The organism is Flavobacterium gilvum, assembly GCF_001761465.1.
In the GTDB taxonomy this organism is placed as follows: Bacteria; Bacteroidota; Bacteroidia; order Flavobacteriales; family Flavobacteriaceae; genus Flavobacterium; species Flavobacterium gilvum.
Genome location: NZ_CP017479.1, coordinates 4,211,744 through 4,233,359, shown reverse-complemented (window position 1 = coordinate 4,233,359; position 21,616 = coordinate 4,211,744). Strand labels below are relative to the sequence as shown.

Genomic DNA, 21,616 nt, shown 5'->3' with positions numbered 1-21,616 from the left:
TAATTCGTAATTTTGCAATCCCAAATCCAAAAAACAAACAAACAATTTTATGGGATTATTTAAGCGAAATCCTTTTGGACAGGTACTGTTTATAAAAAAATGGTTATTACGAATCTTTGGATTCATTAGCCACAGGCGTTATCGTGGTTTTAATGAGCTGCAAATAGAAGGATCAGAAATAATTAAGAAACTTCCAGATACAAACGTTCTTTTTATATCCAACCATCAAACCTATTTTGCTGATGTAACGGCTATGGTTCACGTGTTTAATGCGAGTTTGAGCGGGAGAGATGATTCTATAAAAAATGTATGGTATATGTGGCGCCCCAAATTGAATATTTATTATGTGGCTGCCAAAGAAACGATGCAAGCGGGTTTACTGCCGAGAATCATGGCTTATGCGGGTGCGATTTCAGTAGAAAGGACTTGGCGTGCCAAAGGAAAGGATGTAACCGAAAAAAAAGAAGTGAATCCAAATGATACCGAGAATATCAAAATTGCGTTGGAAGACGGTTGGGTGATTACTTTTCCGCAAGGAACAACCAAATCGTTTAAACCAGTCCGAAAAGGAACAGCGCATATCATAAAACAGCACAAACCTATAGTTGTCCCAATTGTAATTGACGGTTTCAGGCGTTCATTTTGCCGAAAAGGATTGTTTATGAAAAAGAAAGGAATCCTACAGTCAATTGTCATAAAAGAGCCTTTGGCTATCGATTATGAAAATGACAGTGTCGAAGAAATTGTTGAAATGATAGAATACGCTATAGAACAACATCCATCTTTCCTAAAGGTAATTCCGTTGGAAGAATTGCAGGAACAGGAAGAGCTGAATAAAACCAGACAGTGGAATTATTGAAGTGCTTTAGCTCAATGTCATTAAGTTGAGTTTTTTATTTTCTCGCAAAGGCGCCAAGACGCAAAGTTTCGCACCGAATTCTTTGCGTCTTGGCGCCTTTGCGAGAGCCATATTTAGAAAAAAGCTTATCGAGAAATCTTTAACTTAATGACATTGTCCTCTAGCTAATCACTATTCACTTTTCACTAATCACTAAGTCTATAAATCAATTTTTTTCAATTCCTCAAAATTGTTTTGAAGGCGTTTTAATAAAAGACCGTAGATTAATTTATAAATCAGCCAGAGGGCAAAAGTAAAAATCGCGGTGGCTATAATCAATACAATAAAGGAAATCAAAGCGATATTCAAAGGCATTTCGGGGTTAGTCACACCGTTTTTTGAAGCTCCTTCCAAATAGCCTTCATAAAACAAGTATCCTCCAAAAATAATAAAAAACACAGCGAAAAAAGTTAAGTTAAACGCAATGTATTGTTTAACAACTTTTCGGGTTTTTAATATTGTTGAAATTAGTTTTTTGGTATTATCATCTACAGCAATTTTGCGGTACATTGTGTAAAACTTAAATATGAAATACAAAATCACAACATAAAGGAGTACCGTAGCACCAATGTAGTGACCATAAACACCCAAATGCTTAATCAGTTCTACATTTTTCTCGTCATATTTGGTAAAAGATAAAACCAGTCCCGAAACCAGTCCCAATCCGAGTTCTATGATGCTCACTATAAAAATCCACTTCACTACCGAAGACGATCTTCTGTGAATCATTTTGTAAATATCATTTTCCGATACCTGTTCAAAAGAAGCAGTATTCTTTTTCCAGTCTTTTTTTAATAAATCCAACTCTTTCATACGCCTAATGGATTTAATATTTTCTTTAATTTACCTTTAATACGATTCATTTTTACTCTTGCATTCACTTCGCTAATTCCCAAAGTTTCTGATATTTCCGTATAATCTTTGTCTTCCAGATACATAAAAACCAATGCTTTTTCAATATCATTCAGCTGATAAACTGCCTGGTACATCAATTTCAACTGTTCCTCCTCTTCATAATTATATTCTATGTCGTGTGTGAAATGTTGTCGGCCTTCGTACTCCACAGTAGCAATACTGCGTTTATTTTTTCGGTACAGCGTGATAGCCGTATTCAGGGCGACTCGATAAGCCCAGGTCGAAAATTTGCTCTCGCCTCTAAATTTTGGAAAAGCCTTCCATAACTGAATCGTGATTTCCTGAAACAAATCCTTATGCGCATCCTCACCAGCAGTGTACAATCGACAAATCTTGTGGATTATATTCTGGTTTTCTTGCAGTTGCTTGACAAAAGAAGGTTCTAAATTCTCACTCATATCCCATTAGTACACTCGATGTACATTTTGTTACAATATGGTATTTTTTTAAATAATTTGGAGCAGAAGATTTTCATTCATAACACCATTTCTCCCGCTTTTCGTTGCAATCTTTTTTGAGCCGAAGAAAAATCGGCTCAAAAAAGGATTTCTACTACAATCGGGGCTAATTTAGAAATTTAGTTTTTCAAATCACCATTTTCAAAAGGCCTTGTTTTATAATAATTCACCATCAAATTCACAAATTTACTGTAGCTGTCCATTCCGTCTTTTTGTTGGTTAATTTTCAGGAAACGATCATAAAAAATATGGAACCCAGTTTCAATTGGAGTTTCATATTGTTCCCAAAAATCCTGACTTTCTTTATAATTTTTCAAAATTCCTGGATTGATAGTTTTGAGTAATTGTTCCAGTATTTTTTCGTTTCTCACTTGCCAATTACCCAAGCAATACCGCAAAGCCATGCTATAACCCGAATATTGAAAATATAGATTGTCATTTTTTATAGAAGACATAAAGCCAATAAAATTGCATTCGCTCTCACTTGCATATCCCATTTGATGTGCCATTTCATGGTTTGTGGTCATTGGGAAACTGTACATTGGTCCCAAATAATTTACCTGTGCCTCATTGGTAAACGGATTCAAATAACCGCCAAACCCCATATAAGTAAGCGGCAAACTAAAAAGAGATTTCTTGATGCACAAATGAGAATAAGTAAAAAAAGGATATTCTTTGGCTAAGTTTTTATATCCGTTTTGATTCATTTCAAAAACCTGCTTTTGTGAATACGGAAATTCAACTTTCAAACTGTCATTTTTTGTAATTTGGTTTTGAACAGCATTGGTTTTGGCGATTAATTTTTTGGTGAAAGCCAATAAATCAGCATCGGAATAATCTCTTTCGATGTTCATTTTTTCGAATAATGGCTCGCGATAGTAATTCAATGCCCAAAAAATATGGAAGAAAAAATAGAATACAGAAAGAACGCTCAAAACGGTTAGAAGGTTATTTTTCCATTCAATCTTCCAGGATTTCCTTTTTTTCCAAAACCATTTTAAAGCAAATAAAATCAGAATAAAATAAATACAATCACCAACCGAAAACGGGATTTTGCCTAAAACAATCCTCAAAGTTTTTGAAAGAAATTGATAAAACCCGTTGCTGTAAATCTGTTCTACACATTCCGGGAAAAACCGAAGGATTTTTAGAAGTATGATTTGTATCAGCAAAAATAAAGGAAGAATATAACTGCGTTTCATTTTTTATAAATTGTATTGTAAAGAAACAAATTTCGAAGGATTTTTTATTTTAAAAAATCAAGTTATATAATAAAAAAATATTTGTACTCGATTTAACCGCAAAGTTCGCAAAGGAAGTGCATTGACCGCAAAGCTTTGCGAACTTCGTGTAATTCTTTGTGAATTTTGCGGTTCATTTTATTAGTTAAAATAAATGAAAACTTTTATAAAACTAGTTTGAGGAGTTTGTAACTTTGAGGTTTTATTATTTTAAACCTTTTTAATTAAAAAATATACAATAGAATGAGTCAAGAAATAAGAAATCTAGAACCAAAAGCGCTTTGGAACAATTTTGCCGATTTGAATGCTGTCCCTCGTCCTTCCAAAAAAGAAGAGCGTGTAATTGAATTTATGAAAAACTTTGGGGCTCGTTTGGGACTGGAAACATTTGAAGACGAAATCCGAAACGTAATCATTCGTAAACCCGCCACTCCAGGAATGGAAAACAGGAAGGCGCTTGTGTTACAAGGACATTTGGATATGGTACATCAAAAAAATGCGGATACCGTTTTTGATTTTGATACACAAGGAATCGATATGTATGTAGATGGGGATTGGGTTCGTGCCCGAGGAACTACGCTTGGCGCCGATAATGGTCTTGGGGTAGCAACGATTATGGCAATTTTGGAAAGTAAAGATATCCCACATCCAGCAATTGAGGCCTTGTTTACGGTTGATGAAGAAACCGGAATGACAGGCGCTTTGAATTTGCAAGGCGGGATTCTGAAAGGAGATATTCTGTTGAATTTGGATACCGAGGAAGATGATGAAATTGGTATTGGATGTGCCGGTGGAATGGATGTTACCGCGACTGCTGAATATGATGAAGAAGACACTCCTGACGGCTCTGTTGGGTATAGTATAAAAGTAAAAGGATTGAATGGCGGTCATTCTGGAATGGATATTCATAAAGGTTTGGGGAATGCCAACAAAATAATGAATCGTTTGTTATTTGACGGTTTTGACAATTTTGGATTGCAAATTGCAGAAATAAACGGAGGGGGACTTCGTAATGCAATTCCGCGCGAAAGCACTGCAAAAGTGATTATTGCGTCCGTTTATGACGAGGCTTTTGTGTTTGATATGCAACAAATTGTAAACGAAATCAAAGCAGAATTTCAAACAACTGAACCAAATCTGGAAGTAGTTTTCGAAAAACTGGATACAGTTCCAGCAAAAGTATTGCCTCCAATAGCACAATTCTATTTTGTTAGAGCCATTTACGCCGCTCACAATGGTGTTTACAGAATGAGTGCCGATTTTGATAATCTGGTTGAAACTTCGAATAATATTGCTAAAGTAACCGTAGGAAACGGAAAACTTTCTGTTTTATGTTTAACTCGTTCCTCTGTCGAATCATCCAAATTTGATATGGCAAATGCTTTGCGTTCGGCTTTTGAGCTAATGGGATGTGAAGTAGAATTCTCGGGCTCGTATCCGGGGTGGTCACCAAATCCAAAATCGGAGATATTGGATGTTTTGGTTTCTGTCTATGAAAAACAAAATGGAGAAAAACCAAATGTAGCTGCTTGTCACGCGGGATTAGAATGCGGTATTCTTGGTACCAATTATCCTGACATGGACATGATTTCTTTTGGGCCGACTATTCACGGAGCACATTCTCCAGACGAAAGAGCGAGTATTTCTTCTGCTCAAAAATATTGGAAATTTGTATTAGAAATTTTGAAAAACATTCCAGTGAAATAGGATTCTGTTTTAGAAAAACAGGAATAGCTTTTTTTCGTTATATTTCTATTAAACAGTTATTTTGAACAAAAAATCACTATTTTAGAAGTGTTGTTTGGGCTGAAATTTCCCCTAGCCCAAATGACATTAACTAGATATAACTGTATAAAACTTATGAAAAAAAATCTATTCCTATTAATGTTGTTTTTTGTTGGTACAATTGCAACTTATTCCCAAGCATCAGATCTTGAATTGGATGCTATGGTTAGTGTTTTGGGTCTTGAAAAAAAAGAAGCTGTTTCAAAACTTGTTGTTCTTCCCGAATCTCAAGCAGAAGTATTTTGGAAAATTTATGATGAGTATCAATTGAAAAACAAACAGACCGCCATTGAACGAATAAAATTGTATCAAAACACAGCTCTTTCTTATCATTCTTTGACTCCGGAATTGGCTGAGTCTCTGGCTAATCAATATTTTAAAAACAGAAAAGATCAAGAAAGAACTCTGGAGACATATTATAAAAAAATAAAAAATGCGACAAATGCTACAACTGCATTTCAGTTTTATCAAGCAGAGGTTTATTTACTGACTTTGCTTAGAGCTCAAATTATGCAACAGATTCCTACTTATGGACAACTGGTGCAAATGAAAAGTCAACAAAAATAGCATTTTATACAAAAAAACGTCTTTCGATAAAAAGTGTTCAGTTTCTGAAATTGAACACTTTTTTTACTGAAAACTGAACACTGAAATCTGTTTTACTCTTGCCTGTAAACTCCCACGCTGTCTTTTTCCAGTCTTTGTTTTAGCCAAACAACTAATTTCATTTTGGAATCAGGATGTATTGGTTTATCACTTTTATACAATAATACTGGGATTGTTTTTTCTTTGCTTGCATATTGCGTAATGGCAATTGATTTTATTTCAGGGAATAAAATAGCTACTTCGCGGCTAACTTTTGTATTGTTGGCTTTAAAATTTGAAATTCTTTTTTGCAAATCCAGAATTAATTGATCTTTATCGGTTTCAGATTTTTTATAATCGTCGATAGAGTTCAAAATATCATTTTTTAAATCAATAGTATCCTGTTTTATGACAAGTTGGGTGTTTGGTAAATCATATTCTTTCAGCTTCTGATTCAGATTTTTTATTTCTGTCTTGCTAAATCTTTTGGATAAAAATGCCAATTCAATAATTTTTGGATTGGCGTTAAAATAAGTTTTTTTATAAATAATAGTGAACTCTTTTTGCGGAAATTCATTTTCAATAAAATCTTTGGTTCGCTGCATATATTTTTTTTCGTCAAATAATCGATAGGCAAAATAAACGCTAGGAACAATCATAATTAAAAGTATTGCAGTCATTGCTTGTTTTACCTGCTTTTGATGTTTTAAATCAATTTGTTTGGCAATTGGGTATTTTAAAAATTTGACAATGGCAAAAGTGGCAATGCATATAAATACGCAGTTAATTATGTATAAATACAAAGCACCTGCAAAAAATAAGTAATTTCCGGTTGCCAGTCCATAACCGGCTGTACATAAAGGAGGCATCAAAGCCGTAGCAATGGCTACACCGGGGATTGGATTTCCTTTTTCGACTCGGGTAACTGCAATAACTCCGACCAATCCACCAAAAAAAGCAATCAAAACATCATAAATATTGGGTGATGTTCGTGCCAAAAGTTCTGACTGAACCTCTTTGAACGGACTGATATAAAAGTAAAACGAGGAAACAATCAGACTGACAACAGTTGCAATCAGAAGATTTTTTATTGATTTTTTGACCAATTCAAAGTCATACATTCCCAATCCAAAACCGGCGCCAACTATTGGTCCCATTAATGGAGAAATTAACATGGCGCCAATAATCACGGCAGTAGAATTGACATTGAGTCCTACTGAAGCAATGACTATGGCACACGCCAATATCCATAAATTGGAACCTTTAAACGAAATATTGCCAATTATGTTTTCTAAAACCTTTTTTTTGTCTTCTTCACCCTTGTGAAGGTCGATAAAATTGATGAATTTGCTGATTAGTTCGTTCATTTGGCTTTAATTTTATTTTGTCTTAAGTAAATTTAACGAAATAAATTAACATATTCTCTCTCGTGTTTTTGGTGTTGAAGTTAAAAAAAAACCTCAATCAGAATCGATTGAGGATTGTAATGAAGTTTGTTTTTAAGATAAATTCTTAAGGTGATTAATTTATGGAAACCACTTTATAATACACATTTTCATCGGTCGATTCTTGACTCCAAGCTACCAAAAGTTGACTTTTGTTAATCGATTTAATGATTGGAAAAGTGGCTGTTTTGCCTTTTTGAGAAATGAATTTTGTGGAAATGATTTTTCCATTTTTGTCGCGGTGTTGTAACCCAATTTTGACAGACATATTGTCGTTTTTAGTTACTGTTTCGTCCCAAACAATAATAATAGCTGAGTTGTTTAATGTTGTAATTTGAGGATGTCTGGCCGATGGTTTGTCGCTGACAATGTTTCGTTTTGCAAAGCTTTTTCCATAATCGGAAGAATTACAATAATAGACTCCGGTTCCTCCGCCCGAAGTGTACCAGGAAAAGTGCAATCCATTTTCGTTTTCGGTCATGGCTGGGCCGGTGTGCGGGCATCCGTTTATTTTCCAGTTATCCGGGCTGATGCGTTTGGGCTGAGAAAAAGTTTTTCCATTATCGTTTGAAGTTGTCAATACCATATCACGGATTTCATCATTGATAATTTGTCTAAATGCTGCGTTGATTTTTCCATTTTTGGTAATAAATAAATCGGTTCGGCAGCATTGACAAGTGGTTTCGGCAATGGGTTTTTCGTTTTGAAATCCAGATTTCCCAATAGTTGCCGCATAATAAAGTGTCGAACCCTCTTTGTCTGTATTGGTTCTGCTATCAAGCCATATTATTGCAGCTTCGCCGTTGGAAAGCAAATCAACATCAAAATAGCGTTGATCTATGCTTGATTGATCTTTTACCAAATTGGTGGCTTTTGTCCATGTTTTTCCGTTGTCAAAAGATTGGGAATATTTGACTAAACCTCCGTATTTTTTCTTTTCGCTTGGATTGTTAACACCCCAAACCGCTATGATTTCATTATTGGGTTTAAAAATTATTTTTGGTGCATTTTCACCATGTAATTCAGCACCTCGACTGGATTCAATTACTATTGGTTTACCGAATTTCTTTTTGTTGGAATCAAATAGAGAATAACAAAGTACTGTTTCCTTATCTTTTTCTTTGACAAAACTCATTACAGGAATTCCTTTTGTGTTTTGTGTGAAAAAAGGACAACTTGTTTTGCTGTTGTTTTCATTTACTATGGGCTGAGGCAATGAATTTACTTTTTGCGCAAATCCATTTGTCGCCGTGATGATTAGTAAAAACAGTATAAATTTATTTTTCATAGTGTTATTTTTTTAGGGAAAAATTATATTGTAAACCAATTAAAAAAGTTCTAGGAGCTGCCGCATAATATGCCGGTTGCGAGTTTGCTGTGTTTGTTCTCGATACTTGGGAGGCATATATTTTATCGGTAAGATTGATTATGTTTCCGTAAATTTCGATTCCTTTCCATTCATAACCCAATCGAAAATTAAAAATGTCGTAACCAGCGTATTTTACAGTGTTGATTTGGTCTTGGTAATAATTCCCAACTGATTGCCATTCGAATGAAGTTCTGAATTTCGGAAACCAATTTGGGTAATAACTGATTTCAGAATTTCCCGACCATCTTGGTGCCTGAGGCATTTCTTTTCCGTTCAAATCTTGTAAAGCATCTGTTGGTTTATCCGAAACTTTAAAATCTATAAAAGTATGCTCAGCAACTGTGCCTCCAAAACGTATGTTCAGTTGGTCAGAAATCAGTTTGTAATTCCCTCCAAATTCCACTCCTTTGTGTCTGGTTTTCCCAACTGAGCGATAGTCAGTTGAATTGTCTGGCAATCGTACGTTTAATAATTCATTTTTGCCTTCCATATAATAAAAAGCATAGTCAAAATTTAATTTGCCTTTTAAGAAAGACAGCCAACCCCCAATTTCGTAATTGTCAAAAGTTGCTGGTTCCAAATTATAGTAGAACTCCGCAGGTTTTCCCGTTGTTCCTCCTGTTCCAGGCTTGGCTCTGAAAATTGAGGTGATTCCTGGGGGGGCAAATCCTTGGGCATAGTTGGCATAAAATCCAGCAGACTCAAAAGGATTGTAATTGCCACCCACTTTGAAAGTAGGTTTGTCATATGTTTTTGTTCCTGCAGAATTGTCTAAAGCATTGTTGTAATTAACTTTTAAATTATCGTATCGTGCACCAGCAGTGACTACAACTTTCTCGATCAGGTTGAAGCTCAGCTGTGCATAAGCGGCTTTGTTGAAAATATCGGCAGTATAGTCGGATAATTTTACATCAGGACGTTCAGCGGTAATTTCATAATAATCCACCGTTTGTTTTCCTGGAGTTCCTGGATTAAGGTTTGCGTTCATTTCCAGTAAATATGCCCAGTAGTTTACAGGAGAATAATCGTATAAGGCACCGCCAACGATTTTGGTATTCAGAAACTCAAATTTTTGAGTGTGTTGTCCGATAGCTCCGTAGCTTTTGAAGTTGTTGGAATTGACTTCACCTGTTGCTGCTGTTGGGTTTACAGTTGGACTCCATTTAATTCCATACGATGGGTTTTGTCCCAATTTGTTATCTCTGTAATAGGCAGTAATATAGCTGTTGGCATTTTTATTCCAATCGTGTTCCAAGGTCAAACGTGTTCTCAAAGCATCTGATTTGCGATAAGTAAAATCGGTAGTGCTTTTGTAGGTTCTGTTATAAAAGGATTCTTCGTTTACAGTTCCACTCATATCAGAATAGTATTTGCCCCACATGGTATTACTGATTAATCGTGTTTTGTTATTGATGTTGTAATCAATTCGGGCGTTGAGATTATCCTTTTTATAATCGGAATAGGTCATCCAGCCGTTTTCCTGTAAACTGGAAATTCCGGCCATATGAAAACCAATTTTGCCAATGGTTGCTCCTCCGGCAACTTGGATTCGTTTGTAGCCCCATTGGTCTGCCTGAATTCCAAATTTGAATTCGGTATTAACTGGTGGTTTTATCGAGATTAAATTGATTGTTCCTCCAACGGCTTCAGAACCATATAGTGATGACACGGGGCCTTTTACAACTTCTATGTTTTGAAGATTGAACTGGTTGATTTCCAATAAGGCATTATGGTTGAAAATTCCCATCGGGCGAATGGGTAATCCGTCTTCGAGATACAAATAATAAGCATTGGTCGTCATCGGTTGACGAATGGCTATCATATGTTGCTCGTTGCCAAGATTTACCATCAATACACCCGGTGTTTTATTGATGATTTCGTAAGCCGCAATGGCTTTGGTTTCGTTAATGATTTTGGCAGTCAATTTACTGACTGCAGAGGGGGTTTCTTTGCGTAAAGTTGCCGAACGATTGGCAGTTATGAAAATATTTTCAAGTGTCTCTGTTTTTGTACTGTCTTTTGTCGTGGCTTTTTGTGCAACAGCTATTTGTCCCATTAACAAAAGGGGAAATAGTATTTTCTTCATTTTTGATTTATATAAATTGAAAATAATAGCAATCGTTTTCATTGTTTTTTACCAATGAAAAGACATTTCAAAGCCGGGTTTAACCACAAAGTGCACAAAGAATTACGCGAAGTTCGCAAAGCGTTGTGGGCTTTTTGGCTTCTTTGTGATTAAAAACTTTTTAATTCGATTATTGAATTTTCTACTTTTTGTAATCTTTAAAAAAGCTGAATGTTGTCGTTAGCTCCGATTGCAGCGAAAATCCTTGAGGACCGGGGTTCGGTTTTCAAGATTACTTCGTCAGTTCGCTATCACTCGTGTGTAGCGTAAAGCGGGAGAATTCTTGAGAGAATAACAAATGTTCTGCTCCAAAAAAGAATAATCGGATTTAAGTTTTTACATTAAAACCGGCTGAATTTTAATTTATATAAAATAGGAGGGAGGTCGGAAATTGGATAACACAACCGAAATTGGTTTTCCATCAATGTGAAAATAGTTCTTTTGAGAAGAAAAACAGGAAGGCGCTATGAAAGAACACACCGTTTCCTGAGTGTTTTGAATGTAAACCAACTCCATTTTTTCTTTGAGGTTGTTTTGCATTTCTTTTTCATTTTCTTCTAATTGTTTTAAGCTTTTTTTGAGGGCACAATGTCCTTGACAGGTGTTTTTAGGGAATTTACGTTGAACGCAAATAGTTTTTACGATTTCGTCCTGGTTTATTTTGAATTTGGCATATATAATTATGTTTCCAAAAGAGGGAAGCAGTAATATGGTAGAAAGTAATATGACAAAAATACGTTTCAGGCGGATCTATATTTAGTGCAAAAGTACTGTTTTTTGTTTAAGACAACAATGTCTTTAATGTGAAAATCTCAAAATATTTTGGTAATCAATGGGTTATGTGGTTTTGACAAGGGAATCTTGTACTTGAACTGGAAGAGATTACATCACAAATGAACCTAAATTTGTCCCAGATGTATCATCTAAATTTTGATTTGATAAAATTATTTCAAGTTCTTCTTTTGATAATTTATTAAAATCTTCTATGTCTTCAATTGATATACCTTTAAAACTTCTACCTATTATTCCTGTGGCAAATCCACAAAATTGTCCATCGGCAACATCTCCATCAAATTCTATATCTATAATATTTGATTTATCAAATACAATTTCTTCTAATTCTTTTTTTGTTTTGGTAATTACAAAAAAATTATCTTTATCGAGTTCTAATTCTTTTTTATTTATTCTCCATTCTCTTAACCAACTAAAATCTCTAATTTGTGGTTTATGTTCTTCAAAGCGCCATTGAGACGAAGGTAAAAGTTCTTTTTTATCTTCAGAACTACCATAAACAACAGTTCTACCGCCCAAATTAAAAAAATAATCTTTTTTTACTGCAATTCCATAAGGTGAATACATTGGGTTTGGATATTTCTCAAATATTTTAAACATTTCAATAAGCAAAGTTATTGGTGATTCTGTAAAGCAAAGAACTCCTTTTTCACCAATGTCTTTTAAATAATTATCGTCTATTATTTTATGTAATGTTTCTTTAGCATTATTTTTTTTTGTGAAATGAAAAAGATAATCAGAAATGTCTTCACGCGATTTTATTATTTTTAGGAAAGTTGAATTCATATGACTAGTTTTGGTAATAGTTTCTTAATTACTAATGTAATTTCAACATCTAGAAGCTTTATTACCACACATTATTTGGTTTAAACCAATTTTTAGGTTTAAGTTTCTCACGTTTTATTTTCTGTAATAATTCTTTATAATCACTACTGTTAGGTGAATAAGATAATGCTTTGTTAATATCGAGTAATGCATTTTCAAAATTATCAGTTATTAAGTACAATACAGCTCTTGTATAATAATCAGAATAATCTTCTTTTCCATTTGCCATTGCTCTTGAGATATATTCAAGCGACATTTCATACTCTAAAATAATAAAACTAATTTCGGATAATTTTCTATAGTAATATTGTCTATCAATATCCTGAAATTTTTTTAAGATGGTGAGATAATCTTGATTTGCATTTTTTCCTTGTTTTTTCAGGAAATCTATTTGTAAATAATCTGATTTGTTTTCAGTAACATTTTCTTGTTGCGAATAAATATCTCCATTTTTAGGCAAAAATGAACTAAATGCAATTGCTCTATTTTCATAATAAAGTAGTTTCTCATCAATTAATATTGCGGAACTATAATCTTCAATTGCTTTGTTAACTTCTTTTAGCCTCTCATAAGCAATTCCTCTATTATTATATGCAGCTGAGGAGTTTGGATAATGTTTTAGGTATTCGCTATAATTTTCAATAGTACCTTTATCATCTCCAACTTCTGATTGGCAATATGCTAAATCAAAAAGTATGTTTTTGTCATCGTTGTTAATCTTTAGAGCATTTCTATAATCGTGAATTGCCATTATGTAACTCGCATTTTCTTTTCTCTTTGCTGCCCTTAAAATTAATTCATCATACGAGAGGTCTTTCTCTAATTGTATTTTTAGGTTTTCCGAATTTTCTAAATTATGATATTCAGGACTTTGATAGGTAGTTTTTGTTAGTTCATTAAACTGAACTAGAAATTGTTTGCTAATTATTTCATCCCGAATGATTGTGATGTTTTCTAAGTTATTACTAGCTTTTCTTGTCCAATTAAATGATCCGTTAATTGTCACTTTTTCGTCTATAATACAAAACTTGTTGTGCATTAAATTTCTCAAAGAATCAACAAAGTATATAAGACCTCCATTTCGATAAAGTTCAGAAAAGTTTAATCCAGATTTTTGATTAATTTCATCATCATTTAAAATAATTTTTATCCCAATTCCTTTATTTGATAATTGAATCAAATCAGCAAATAATTCGTCATCAGTCAACCAAGCAACTGCTAAATAAACAGAAGTTCTTGATTTTTTAAGCTCTTCTTGGATTTTAGGTTTGATATTATTGAAAAGTACTTCGTTGTTCATTTGCTTGTTTTGATTTATTGTATGTTAATACGAAAAAAAAGCTTCTAATGTCTTGCCATTTCAGTACGTGCAAATACATTTTTTAATTCATTTGATATATTTCAAATTTAAAAAATAATTCTTATATATTGCTATTTGAATTTAGGGTTTCTTCTGTTTATGACTTGAATCATTAAATATTTGTAATATAAATGAAAATATTCTGAAATAAATTTAGATTTGCAAAAATCCCCAACTACTTTCGTAATCGGGGATCCTTTTTATTGATTGTATTTTGAGTGTTATTCTTGTACGATAACCCACTCACCGGTAGATAATAAACTTTCGGCTTTTTTGTATTTCATGCTTTCCGTTTTTCCGGTGGCCACTTGTTTAATCGTAACATTGTCGTTACGGTTAATTTTTGGCATATCTCTTACTATAGTTTCGGTAACTTGGCGTTGTTGGGTTTCTCCCGCTTCACGATTGATACTCTCACTATTTGGAATTTCATCTTTGGTCAATTGGTAATCTTCAACCTGACGCTCGATTACGGCTTCTTCGATTACAGGAGCGTTTTGAGCCGGTAAATCACCTTTGAATAAAAACGAAATCACTTCTTTGTTCACATTGTCAAGCATACCACGGAACAAGTTGAAGGCCTCCAATTTGTAAATAAGCAATGGATCTTTTTGTTCGTGAACAGCCAATTGAACCGATTGTTTCAATTCGTCCATTTTGCGCAAATGTTTTTTCCAAGCCTCGTCAACAATGGACAAAGTGATGTTTTTTTCAAAATCAGCAACTAATTGTGCTCCTTCAGTTTCGTATGCTTTTTTCAGATCAGTTACCACGTTGAACATTTTTATTCCATCGGTAAACGGAACTACGATACGCTCAAAATGATTGTTTCTGTCTTCGTAAACATTCTTGATGATCGGGAAAGCTTCTCTGGCGCTTCTTTCTGTTTTTTGAGTATAAAATTCAAGGGTCGCTTTATAAAGTTTGCCTGTGATTTCAATTTCGGTCAGTTTAGAAAAATCTTCTTGAGATACTGGTGATGTAAATGAAAAATAACGAATAATATCGAATTCAAAATCCTTGAAGCTGTTTTTAGCTTTGTTTTCATCGACAATCAGTTCGCAAGTATCATAAAGCATATTTGCGATATCCAGTTTCAGACGCTCACCAAACAAGGCGTGACGACGACGTTTGTAAACTACTTCACGTTGTGCATTCATAACGTCATCATATTCCAATAAACGTTTACGAACACCAAAGTTGTTTTCTTCCACTTTTTTCTGTGCACGCTCAATAGATTTGGTCATCATCGAATGTTGGATAACTTCACCTTCTTTCAATCCCATTCTATCCATTACTTTGGCAACTCTTTCAGAACCAAACAAACGCATTAGGTTATCTTCAAGAGAAACGTAAAATTGAGAACTACCCACGTCACCTTGACGACCGGCACGACCACGCAACTGACGGTCTACACGACGGGAATCGTGACGTTCAGTACCTACAATTGCCAAACCTCCGGCAGCTTTTACTTCGGGAGTCAATTTAATATCGGTACCACGACCTGCCATGTTAGTAGCTATGGTTACCACACCTGGTTTTCCTGCTTCTTCAACGATTTGCGCCTCTTGTTTGTGCATTTTGGCATTCAAAACGTTGTGGGGAATACCACGCATTTTTAACATTCGGCTTAATAATTCTGAAATCTCAACCGAAGTTGTACCAATAAGGACAGGTCTTCCGGCTTTTGATAATTCAGTTACGTCTTCAATAACGGCATTGAATTTCTCGCGAGTCGTTTTGTATATAAAATCTTCTTTGTCAATACGAGCCATTGGTCTGTTAGTAGGAATTTCTACCACATCCAGTTTGTAAATTTCCCATAACTCTCCTGCTTCGGTAACAGCAGTACCAGTCATTCCGCCCAATTTACTGTACATTCTGAAGTAATTCTGCAATGTAATTGTGGCAAATGTTTGAGTAGCGGCTTCGATTTTTACATTTTCTTTGGCTTCAATGGCTTGGTGCAAACCGTCAGAATAACGACGACCATCCATAATACGCCCCGTTTGTTCATCAACAATCAAAATTTTGTTGTCCATGATTACGTATTCCACATCTTTTTCAAAAAGAGTATAGGCTTTCAAAAGTTGAGTCAAAGTATGGACACGTTCACTTTTTACACCAAAATCTTGGAATAACCTTTCTTTTTCTTCGGCTTCGGCGTCTTTGTCCAGTTTTTTCTTTTCGATAGTGGCAATTTCGGTTCCAATATCAGGAAGTACAAAAAAGTCGGCATCAGTATCCCCAGACAGGAATTTGATACCATTGTCTGTTAAACTTACCTGATTGTTTTTTTCTTCAATCACAAAATACAACGCTTCATCCACTTTTGGCATTTCGCGATTGTTGTTTTCCATGTATTGGTTTTCGGTTTTTTGAAGCAGTTGTTTAACTCCTTCTTCACTCAAAAACTTAATCAATGCTTTGTTTTTAGGTAAACTTCTGTAAGCTCTTAATAATAGGAAACCACCATCTTTGGTATTTCCTTCTTTGATTAATTTTTTTGCTTCAGCAAGAAAACCATTTGCCAATTGGCGTTGTAAAGCAACCAGATTTTCAATTTTTGGTTTCAATTCATTAAATTCATGACGGTCTCCTTGTGGAACTGGACCCGAAATGATAAGTGGTGTACGGGCATCATCAATTAAAACCGAATCGACCTCGTCGACAATTGCGAAGTTGTGTTTTCTTTGAACCAAATCTTCTGGCGAATGCGCCATATTGTCTCTTAGGTAATCAAAACCAAATTCGTTGTTTGTTCCGTATGTGATATCCGCTTCGTATGCTTTTTTTCTTCCATCAGAACTTGGTTGGTGGTTGTCGATACAATCAACGGTTAATCCGTGAAATTCAAATAATGGAGCTTTCCATGTACTATCACGTTTGGCTAGGTAGTCATTCACAGTTACCAAGTGTACTCCGTTTCCTGTCAAAGCATTAAGGTAAATAGGCAAGGTTGCCACCAATGTTTTACCTTCTCCAGTTTGCATTTCAGCAACTTTACCTTCGTGCAACACCATTCCACCTATCAACTGAACATCGTAGTGAATCATGTCCCAAGTGATATCTTTACCAGCTGCGTTCCATTTATTGGCCCAAATAGCATTGTCTCCATCAAGGGTGATATAACTTTTGGTAGCAGACAATTCTCTGTCTTTTGCGGTAGCGGTAACTACAATTTCTTCATTTTCTTTGAAACGTCTTGCCGTTTCTTTTACAACCGAAAAAGCTTCCGGAAGAATTTCTTTCAACGTTTTTTCAGATATATCATAGGCTTCTTTTTCAAGAGCATCAATGGCGATGTAAATATCTTCGCGTTTGTCAATGTCTTCAATACTTTCTACTTCGAGTTTAAGAGCAGCAATTTTGGAGTCTTTTTCGGCACGAGCTTCTTTTATTTTTTCTTTGAAAAAAACGGTTCTGGCTCTTAATTCGTCATTTGACAAAGATTGCAAAGGACCTTCAAAAGTTTTAATTTTGTTTAAATACGGTTGTAAGGCTTTGACATCTTTTTCGGATTTATCTCCAACAAAGATTTTAATAATACTGTTTATGAAGCTCATGATTTATTTATATTTCTATTTTATTGTAATTGTGATTGTAAAAAACTGCGTAAAATTAAGCAAAAAAAAAGCCTCTTCTGAGACTTTTTCTTGGTTTACTTTTTTTAGTATTCATCCTCGTTCCAAAGATAATCTTCGTCTGTAGGATAATCTGGCCAAATTTCTTCCATTGATTCATATATTTCGCCTTCATCTTCGATTGATTGAAGGTTTTCTACTACTTCTAATGGAGCACCTGCTCTAATAGCGTAGTCAATAAGTTCGTCTTTGTTAGCAGGCCACGGTGCATCGCTTAAATATGATGCTAATTCTAATGTCCAATACATATTTGTCGATTTAGTTTTTGCAAAAATAAATTTTTTACTGAAAAAGACAAGTAAAAAATGATTTATTTTTTTTAAAGTTAAGAACGTAATTTCAGACAATAATATTAAAGAAAAATATTTCGGCCCAATTGCTGAAAATTCATTCCAAATTCTGTTATCTGTAAGCCGTTATCTTTTAATTGAATTCTATTTTCTGGGAATCCATTTTACTTCTTCGGCGTTCAAGTCTAAAGACAATTTTCGTGCCAATACAAAAAGGTAGTCAGAAAGTCGGTTTAAGTATTTAATAGTTATTTCAGCAACAGGTTCATTATGACTTAAATGTACTGCTAATCGCTCTGCACGTCGGCAGACACATCGTGATATATGACAATATGACACAGTTTGGTGTCCGCCTGGTAAAACAAAATGAGTCATTTCTGGAAGCGCTTCTTCCATAGTATCTATTTCTTTTTCCAGTAAATTGATATCAGTTTCTGATATTCCGAGTTTTTTCAGGCGTAGTTCACCGTTTTTCAACACTTCTTTTTCGGGAGGAGTGGCCAAAATTGCGCCTATGGTAAAAAGCCGATCCTGTATTTCGATAAGGATGTCCTTATAATGACTGTTTATCTCCTGATCACGAATAAGTCCTATATAAGAATTCAATTCGTCAACAGTGCCATAACTTTCTATCCGGATATGGTCTTTTGGTACTCTTGTTCCTCCAAAAAGGGAAGTTGTTCCGTTGTCTCCGGTTTTTGTGTAGACTTTCATTTTTTTTGAGTTGCTAAGTTTCTAAGTTGCTGAGAAGCTAAGTTTAATTGTTTAAACTTTTAATAATTAAACTATTTAGTAGTGTCACTTTCAATCATTCCGTCTCTCAAACGGATTACGCGATGGGCATAGGCTGCGATTTCTTCTTCGTGAGTTACTAAAATAACGGTATTTCCCAAGGCATGAATTTCTCCAAAAAGTTTCATAATTTCTAATGAAGTTTTGCTGTCCAGATTTCCAGTTGGTTCATCGGCCAGAATGATGGAAGGTTTGTTTACCAATGCTCTGGCAATGGCGACACGTTGGCGTTGTCCACCTGATAACTGATTGGGTTGGTGATCCATCCGGTCGCTAAGATTTACCTGACTTAGTACTTCGGTGGCTCGTTTAGTTCGTTCCGTTTTTGAATGTCCAGCATAAATCATTGGTAAAGCCACATTGTCTAGCGCAGTTGTTCTGGGTAAAAGATTAAAGGTTTGAAAAACAAAACCAATTTCTTTGTTTCTTATTTCGGCCAATTCGTCGTCTTTCATGTGGCTGACATCTTTTCCGTTCAAAATGTAAGTCCCGGAAGTAGGCGTGTCCAAGCAACCTAACAAATTCATTAATGTAGATTTTCCGGATCCGGAAGGCCCCATTAAGGCAACGTATTCTCCTTTGTTAATTTCTAAATCAACGCCTTTTAATACATATACTATTTCGTTTCCAAGAGCAAAATTTCGTTTGATATTGGTGATTTTTATAAGTGGCTTTTTCATTAGAGTTTATGGATTGCTTTGCCAGTTTGCCTTTTGGCCTCTTGTGCAAATTATTGATTTTTTGATTTAAAAGTACAAAAGTCTTTCTAATTACAAATTAGTAGTTCTTGGATGCGTTTTGTTACAGATGGTTTTTTGTGGTAAAATCATTTATGCTTTTGCTACAGAATTTGGTTTTGGATATAAACAAATAAAAATTATAATTTAGATATGCTTTTTAATATAGTTTTGAAAGTAAAATAGTATTAATTTTTAATTTTTATGTTTTTTATCGATTAAAAATGAAATTTTAACGATTTTTTAGTTGTTAGATTAAAAATGTATTTCTATATTTGCACTATAAGTTTAAGAGTTAATTAGTAGGTTATTAAATTCTAAATTTACTATTTTGAAAGTTTATTGTCTTGAATTTGATTAATTGATGAAAATCAATTGAAATTAGAATTTTAGATTTGGTATTCAAAATGAAAATTGACAGTCATGGGGGTGGCTGTCTTTTTTTTTGTATATACTTAACCCGTTGGGTAAAATTTTACCACTAAAATGTTTGATTTAGTCTAATTTATACCTATCAGTTTGTCATTTCGAGGTACGAGAAATCGCATTTTGTGAATTTATTATGTGATTGCTTCGCCAGTTCGCTATGGCTCGTGTCCTCCTCCGTCGGAATGACAAAACAGTAACTTTTTCAATTTTTAGATAATTTCACCCAATGGGTTATACTTAATTAATCCATAGAAAGGTTGATTCTTATTTAATATTTTGGTCACAAAAAAAAACGCCTTGTCAATCAAGGCGTTTTTTGCTACAAAACATTAATCTGTTATTTTATAAATCTTGGTAATATCTTTTAATATTTCAGTAAAGTTGATATTCAGGTCGACTAATTTTCCGGTGTGAATATCAAAAATCCATCCATATACTTTTAAATTTCGTTTTCTGATGGCTCGTTGAACTTCGGCTGTTTTAATGACATTGACACATTGTTCCTGAACATTCAATTCTACCAGTTTTTTGTATTTTTCGTCTTCATCGGTTATTTTGTCCAATGTTTTCTGGTGAATTCTGTAAACATCTCGAATGTTTCTTAGCCAAGGATTTAATATCCCCAAATCCGATTGCTGCATTGCGGCATGCACGCCTCCACAGCCATAATGGCCACAAACCACAATATACTTTACTTTTAAATGGTCTACAGCATAATTGATAACCGACATGGAATTGAGATCGGTATTTGGAATCATATTAGCAATGTTGCGATGCACAAATACTCTACCAGGCTCCAGTCCCATAAGTTCTTCGGCTGAAACACGACTGTCTGAACAACCAATGTAGAGGAATTCAGGAGACTGTCCTTTTCCTAACTTATCAAAATATTCCTCATCCATTTTGAGTTGCTTGATAATCCAGTTTTGATTGTTTTCAAAAATTTGTTTAATATCCATGTTTGATTTTGAATGATTTAATTGTTTAAGGGTTTAATCGTTTAAAGGTTCAATCGTTTAACCGTTTACTATTTGTATTGTATTTAAATATAGTGGGGCAATTTATAAATATCTAATCTCTATTTTTTGCCCTCTAACTCCGTATTACAAAATGTTGCTTGGGTTGTTCATATCTAAAGAAAACCAAACCCCATTGATAAGTGTCGATACTGACAGTGACTTTAGGGTGTTTTATTATAATTTCCCATGCTTCTTCCATTTCCTTAGACCAATGGATGTCATCAAAAATCCATACCGTATCGTTGCTTCTGGTAGGCAAAAGTAGTTCGAAGTATTCCAGAGTTGCTTTTTTTGAATGATTGCCGTCAAAGTATATTAATTCAAATGTTTGTTGTTTGTCGTTTGTTGTTTGTTGTTTACTTAAATAGTTTGAAAATTCACAATTGATGAAGTTTATGTTATTAATATTGAATTTTCGCAATTGTAATTGACATTGATTCAGCGTATTTGGACAACCTTCCAAAGTTGTAATGGAAGCCTTTGGATTTCCTAACGAAAGGGCAGAAGTCGCCAATCCAAGGGATGTTCCTATTTCTAAAATATTTGAAGGTTTTAAATACTGAGTGATTCTAAATAATAGTTGGGCTCTTTTTGTGCTAATTCCAGCATTTTTGGCAATCTCGTTAATCGCTCTTGTATTGGATTTGAAAACTTTGGAACCGGCACCAAAATCTTTTACTTCAATCGTGTTTTTATTTTGTAAAAACGAATTTCTATATTTTTTTAAAATTTCATATTCTGCTTTAAAGTCTTTGTCATAAAAGCATTTGGTCAGTAAATTAAAAACAAAAGGGGAATGCACCGCGTGTTCGTTTTTTGAGAGGTATAGAAATTGAAGATACGATTTTATTTGGAATAACATAACGATATTTTGGCTTTTGAAAAGATGAAACAAAGGTACAAAAAG

18 protein-coding genes are annotated in these 21,616 nt (G+C 34.3%); 3 read left to right on the top strand and 15 right to left on the bottom strand.

Annotation, left to right across the window (positions count from 1 at the left end; all coding sequences use genetic code 11):
- Positions 1-49 precede the first annotated feature (49 nt).
- Complete coding sequence (locus EM308_RS17090; protein WP_035641124.1) at positions 50-859, top strand: lysophospholipid acyltransferase family protein; 810 nt, start codon at positions 50-52, stop codon at positions 857-859.
- Positions 860-1,057: 198 nt separating this feature from the next.
- Here EM308_RS17090 and EM308_RS17085 read toward each other — a convergent pair whose 3' ends face one another.
- From EM308_RS17085 to EM308_RS17075, 3 genes are all read right to left on the bottom strand, one after another.
- Positions 1,058-1,711 carry a hypothetical protein gene (locus EM308_RS17085; RefSeq protein WP_035641127.1) on the bottom strand — a complete coding sequence of 218 codons (654 nt, stop codon included), beginning with the start codon at positions 1,709-1,711 and terminating at the stop codon, positions 1,058-1,060.
- Positions 1,708-2,211 carry an RNA polymerase sigma factor gene (locus EM308_RS17080; protein ID WP_035641130.1) on the bottom strand — a complete coding sequence of 168 codons (504 nt, stop codon included), beginning with the start codon at positions 2,209-2,211 and terminating at the stop codon, positions 1,708-1,710. The genes EM308_RS17085 and EM308_RS17080 overlap by 4 nt, the downstream gene beginning before the upstream one ends.
- Before the next feature lie 179 nt (positions 2,212-2,390).
- Positions 2,391-3,473, bottom strand: a complete 1,083-nt coding sequence (locus EM308_RS17075) for a DUF3810 domain-containing protein (protein ID WP_035641134.1) — start codon at positions 3,471-3,473, stop codon at positions 2,391-2,393.
- 282 nt (positions 3,474-3,755) lie between these two features.
- On the opposite strand from EM308_RS17075, the gene EM308_RS17070 reads away from it, so the two are divergent.
- Positions 3,756-5,219, top strand: coding sequence for an aminoacyl-histidine dipeptidase (locus EM308_RS17070; protein WP_035639433.1), 1,464 nt, complete (start codon positions 3,756-3,758; stop codon positions 5,217-5,219).
- 153 nt (positions 5,220-5,372) lie between these two features.
- Complete coding sequence (locus EM308_RS17065; RefSeq protein ID WP_156101376.1) at positions 5,373-5,864, top strand: hypothetical protein; 492 nt, start codon at positions 5,373-5,375, stop codon at positions 5,862-5,864.
- 92 nt (positions 5,865-5,956) lie between these two features.
- On the opposite strand, the gene EM308_RS17060 is transcribed toward EM308_RS17065, so the two are convergent.
- The 12 genes from EM308_RS17060 to EM308_RS17010 form a co-directional block, all read right to left on the bottom strand.
- A complete protein-coding gene (locus EM308_RS17060; RefSeq protein ID WP_035639422.1) occupies positions 5,957-7,249 on the bottom strand; it encodes a DUF389 domain-containing protein in 1,293 nt (430 codons plus the stop codon).
- Positions 7,250-7,403: 154 nt separating this feature from the next.
- Positions 7,404-8,615, bottom strand: coding sequence for a sialidase family protein (locus EM308_RS17055; RefSeq protein ID WP_035639419.1), 1,212 nt, complete (start codon positions 8,613-8,615; stop codon positions 7,404-7,406).
- A gap of 4 nt (positions 8,616-8,619) precedes the next feature.
- Positions 8,620-10,782 (bottom strand): TonB-dependent receptor, encoded by a 2,163-nt coding sequence (locus EM308_RS17050; protein WP_035639436.1) that lies wholly within the window; start codon positions 10,780-10,782, stop codon positions 8,620-8,622.
- Between the two features lie 402 nt (positions 10,783-11,184).
- Complete coding sequence (locus EM308_RS18300; protein ID WP_231560043.1) at positions 11,185-11,361, bottom strand: hypothetical protein; 177 nt, start codon at positions 11,359-11,361, stop codon at positions 11,185-11,187.
- Between the two features lie 342 nt (positions 11,362-11,703).
- Positions 11,704-12,399, bottom strand: coding sequence for a hypothetical protein (locus EM308_RS17045; protein ID WP_035640283.1), 696 nt, complete (start codon positions 12,397-12,399; stop codon positions 11,704-11,706).
- Positions 12,400-12,460: 61 nt separating this feature from the next.
- Positions 12,461-13,738, bottom strand: coding sequence for a phospholipase D-like domain-containing protein (locus EM308_RS17040; protein WP_035640282.1), 1,278 nt, complete (start codon positions 13,736-13,738; stop codon positions 12,461-12,463).
- A 281-nt stretch (positions 13,739-14,019) separates the two neighbouring features.
- Positions 14,020-17,364, bottom strand: coding sequence for a preprotein translocase subunit SecA (secA, locus tag EM308_RS17035; RefSeq protein ID WP_035640280.1), 3,345 nt, complete (start codon positions 17,362-17,364; stop codon positions 14,020-14,022).
- 104 nt (positions 17,365-17,468) lie between these two features.
- Positions 17,469-17,690, bottom strand: a complete 222-nt coding sequence (locus EM308_RS17030) for a DUF2795 domain-containing protein (RefSeq protein ID WP_007138072.1) — start codon at positions 17,688-17,690, stop codon at positions 17,469-17,471.
- Between the two features lie 186 nt (positions 17,691-17,876).
- Complete coding sequence (locus EM308_RS17025) at positions 17,877-18,446, bottom strand: cob(I)yrinic acid a,c-diamide adenosyltransferase (protein WP_035640278.1); 570 nt, start codon at positions 18,444-18,446, stop codon at positions 17,877-17,879.
- Positions 18,447-18,517: 71 nt separating this feature from the next.
- Positions 18,518-19,204, bottom strand: a complete 687-nt coding sequence (locus tag EM308_RS17020; protein ID WP_035640276.1) for an ABC transporter ATP-binding protein — start codon at positions 19,202-19,204, stop codon at positions 18,518-18,520.
- A gap of 815 nt (positions 19,205-20,019) precedes the next feature.
- Complete coding sequence (locus tag EM308_RS17015; RefSeq protein ID WP_035640274.1) at positions 20,020-20,649, bottom strand: carbonic anhydrase; 630 nt, start codon at positions 20,647-20,649, stop codon at positions 20,020-20,022.
- A 133-nt stretch (positions 20,650-20,782) separates the two neighbouring features.
- The gene (locus EM308_RS17010) at positions 20,783-21,571 is read right to left on the bottom strand and encodes a class I SAM-dependent methyltransferase (RefSeq protein ID WP_035640272.1); all 789 of its coding nucleotides are present in this window, start codon (positions 21,569-21,571) and stop codon (positions 20,783-20,785) included.
- Between the last annotated feature and the right edge of the window lie 45 nt (positions 21,572-21,616).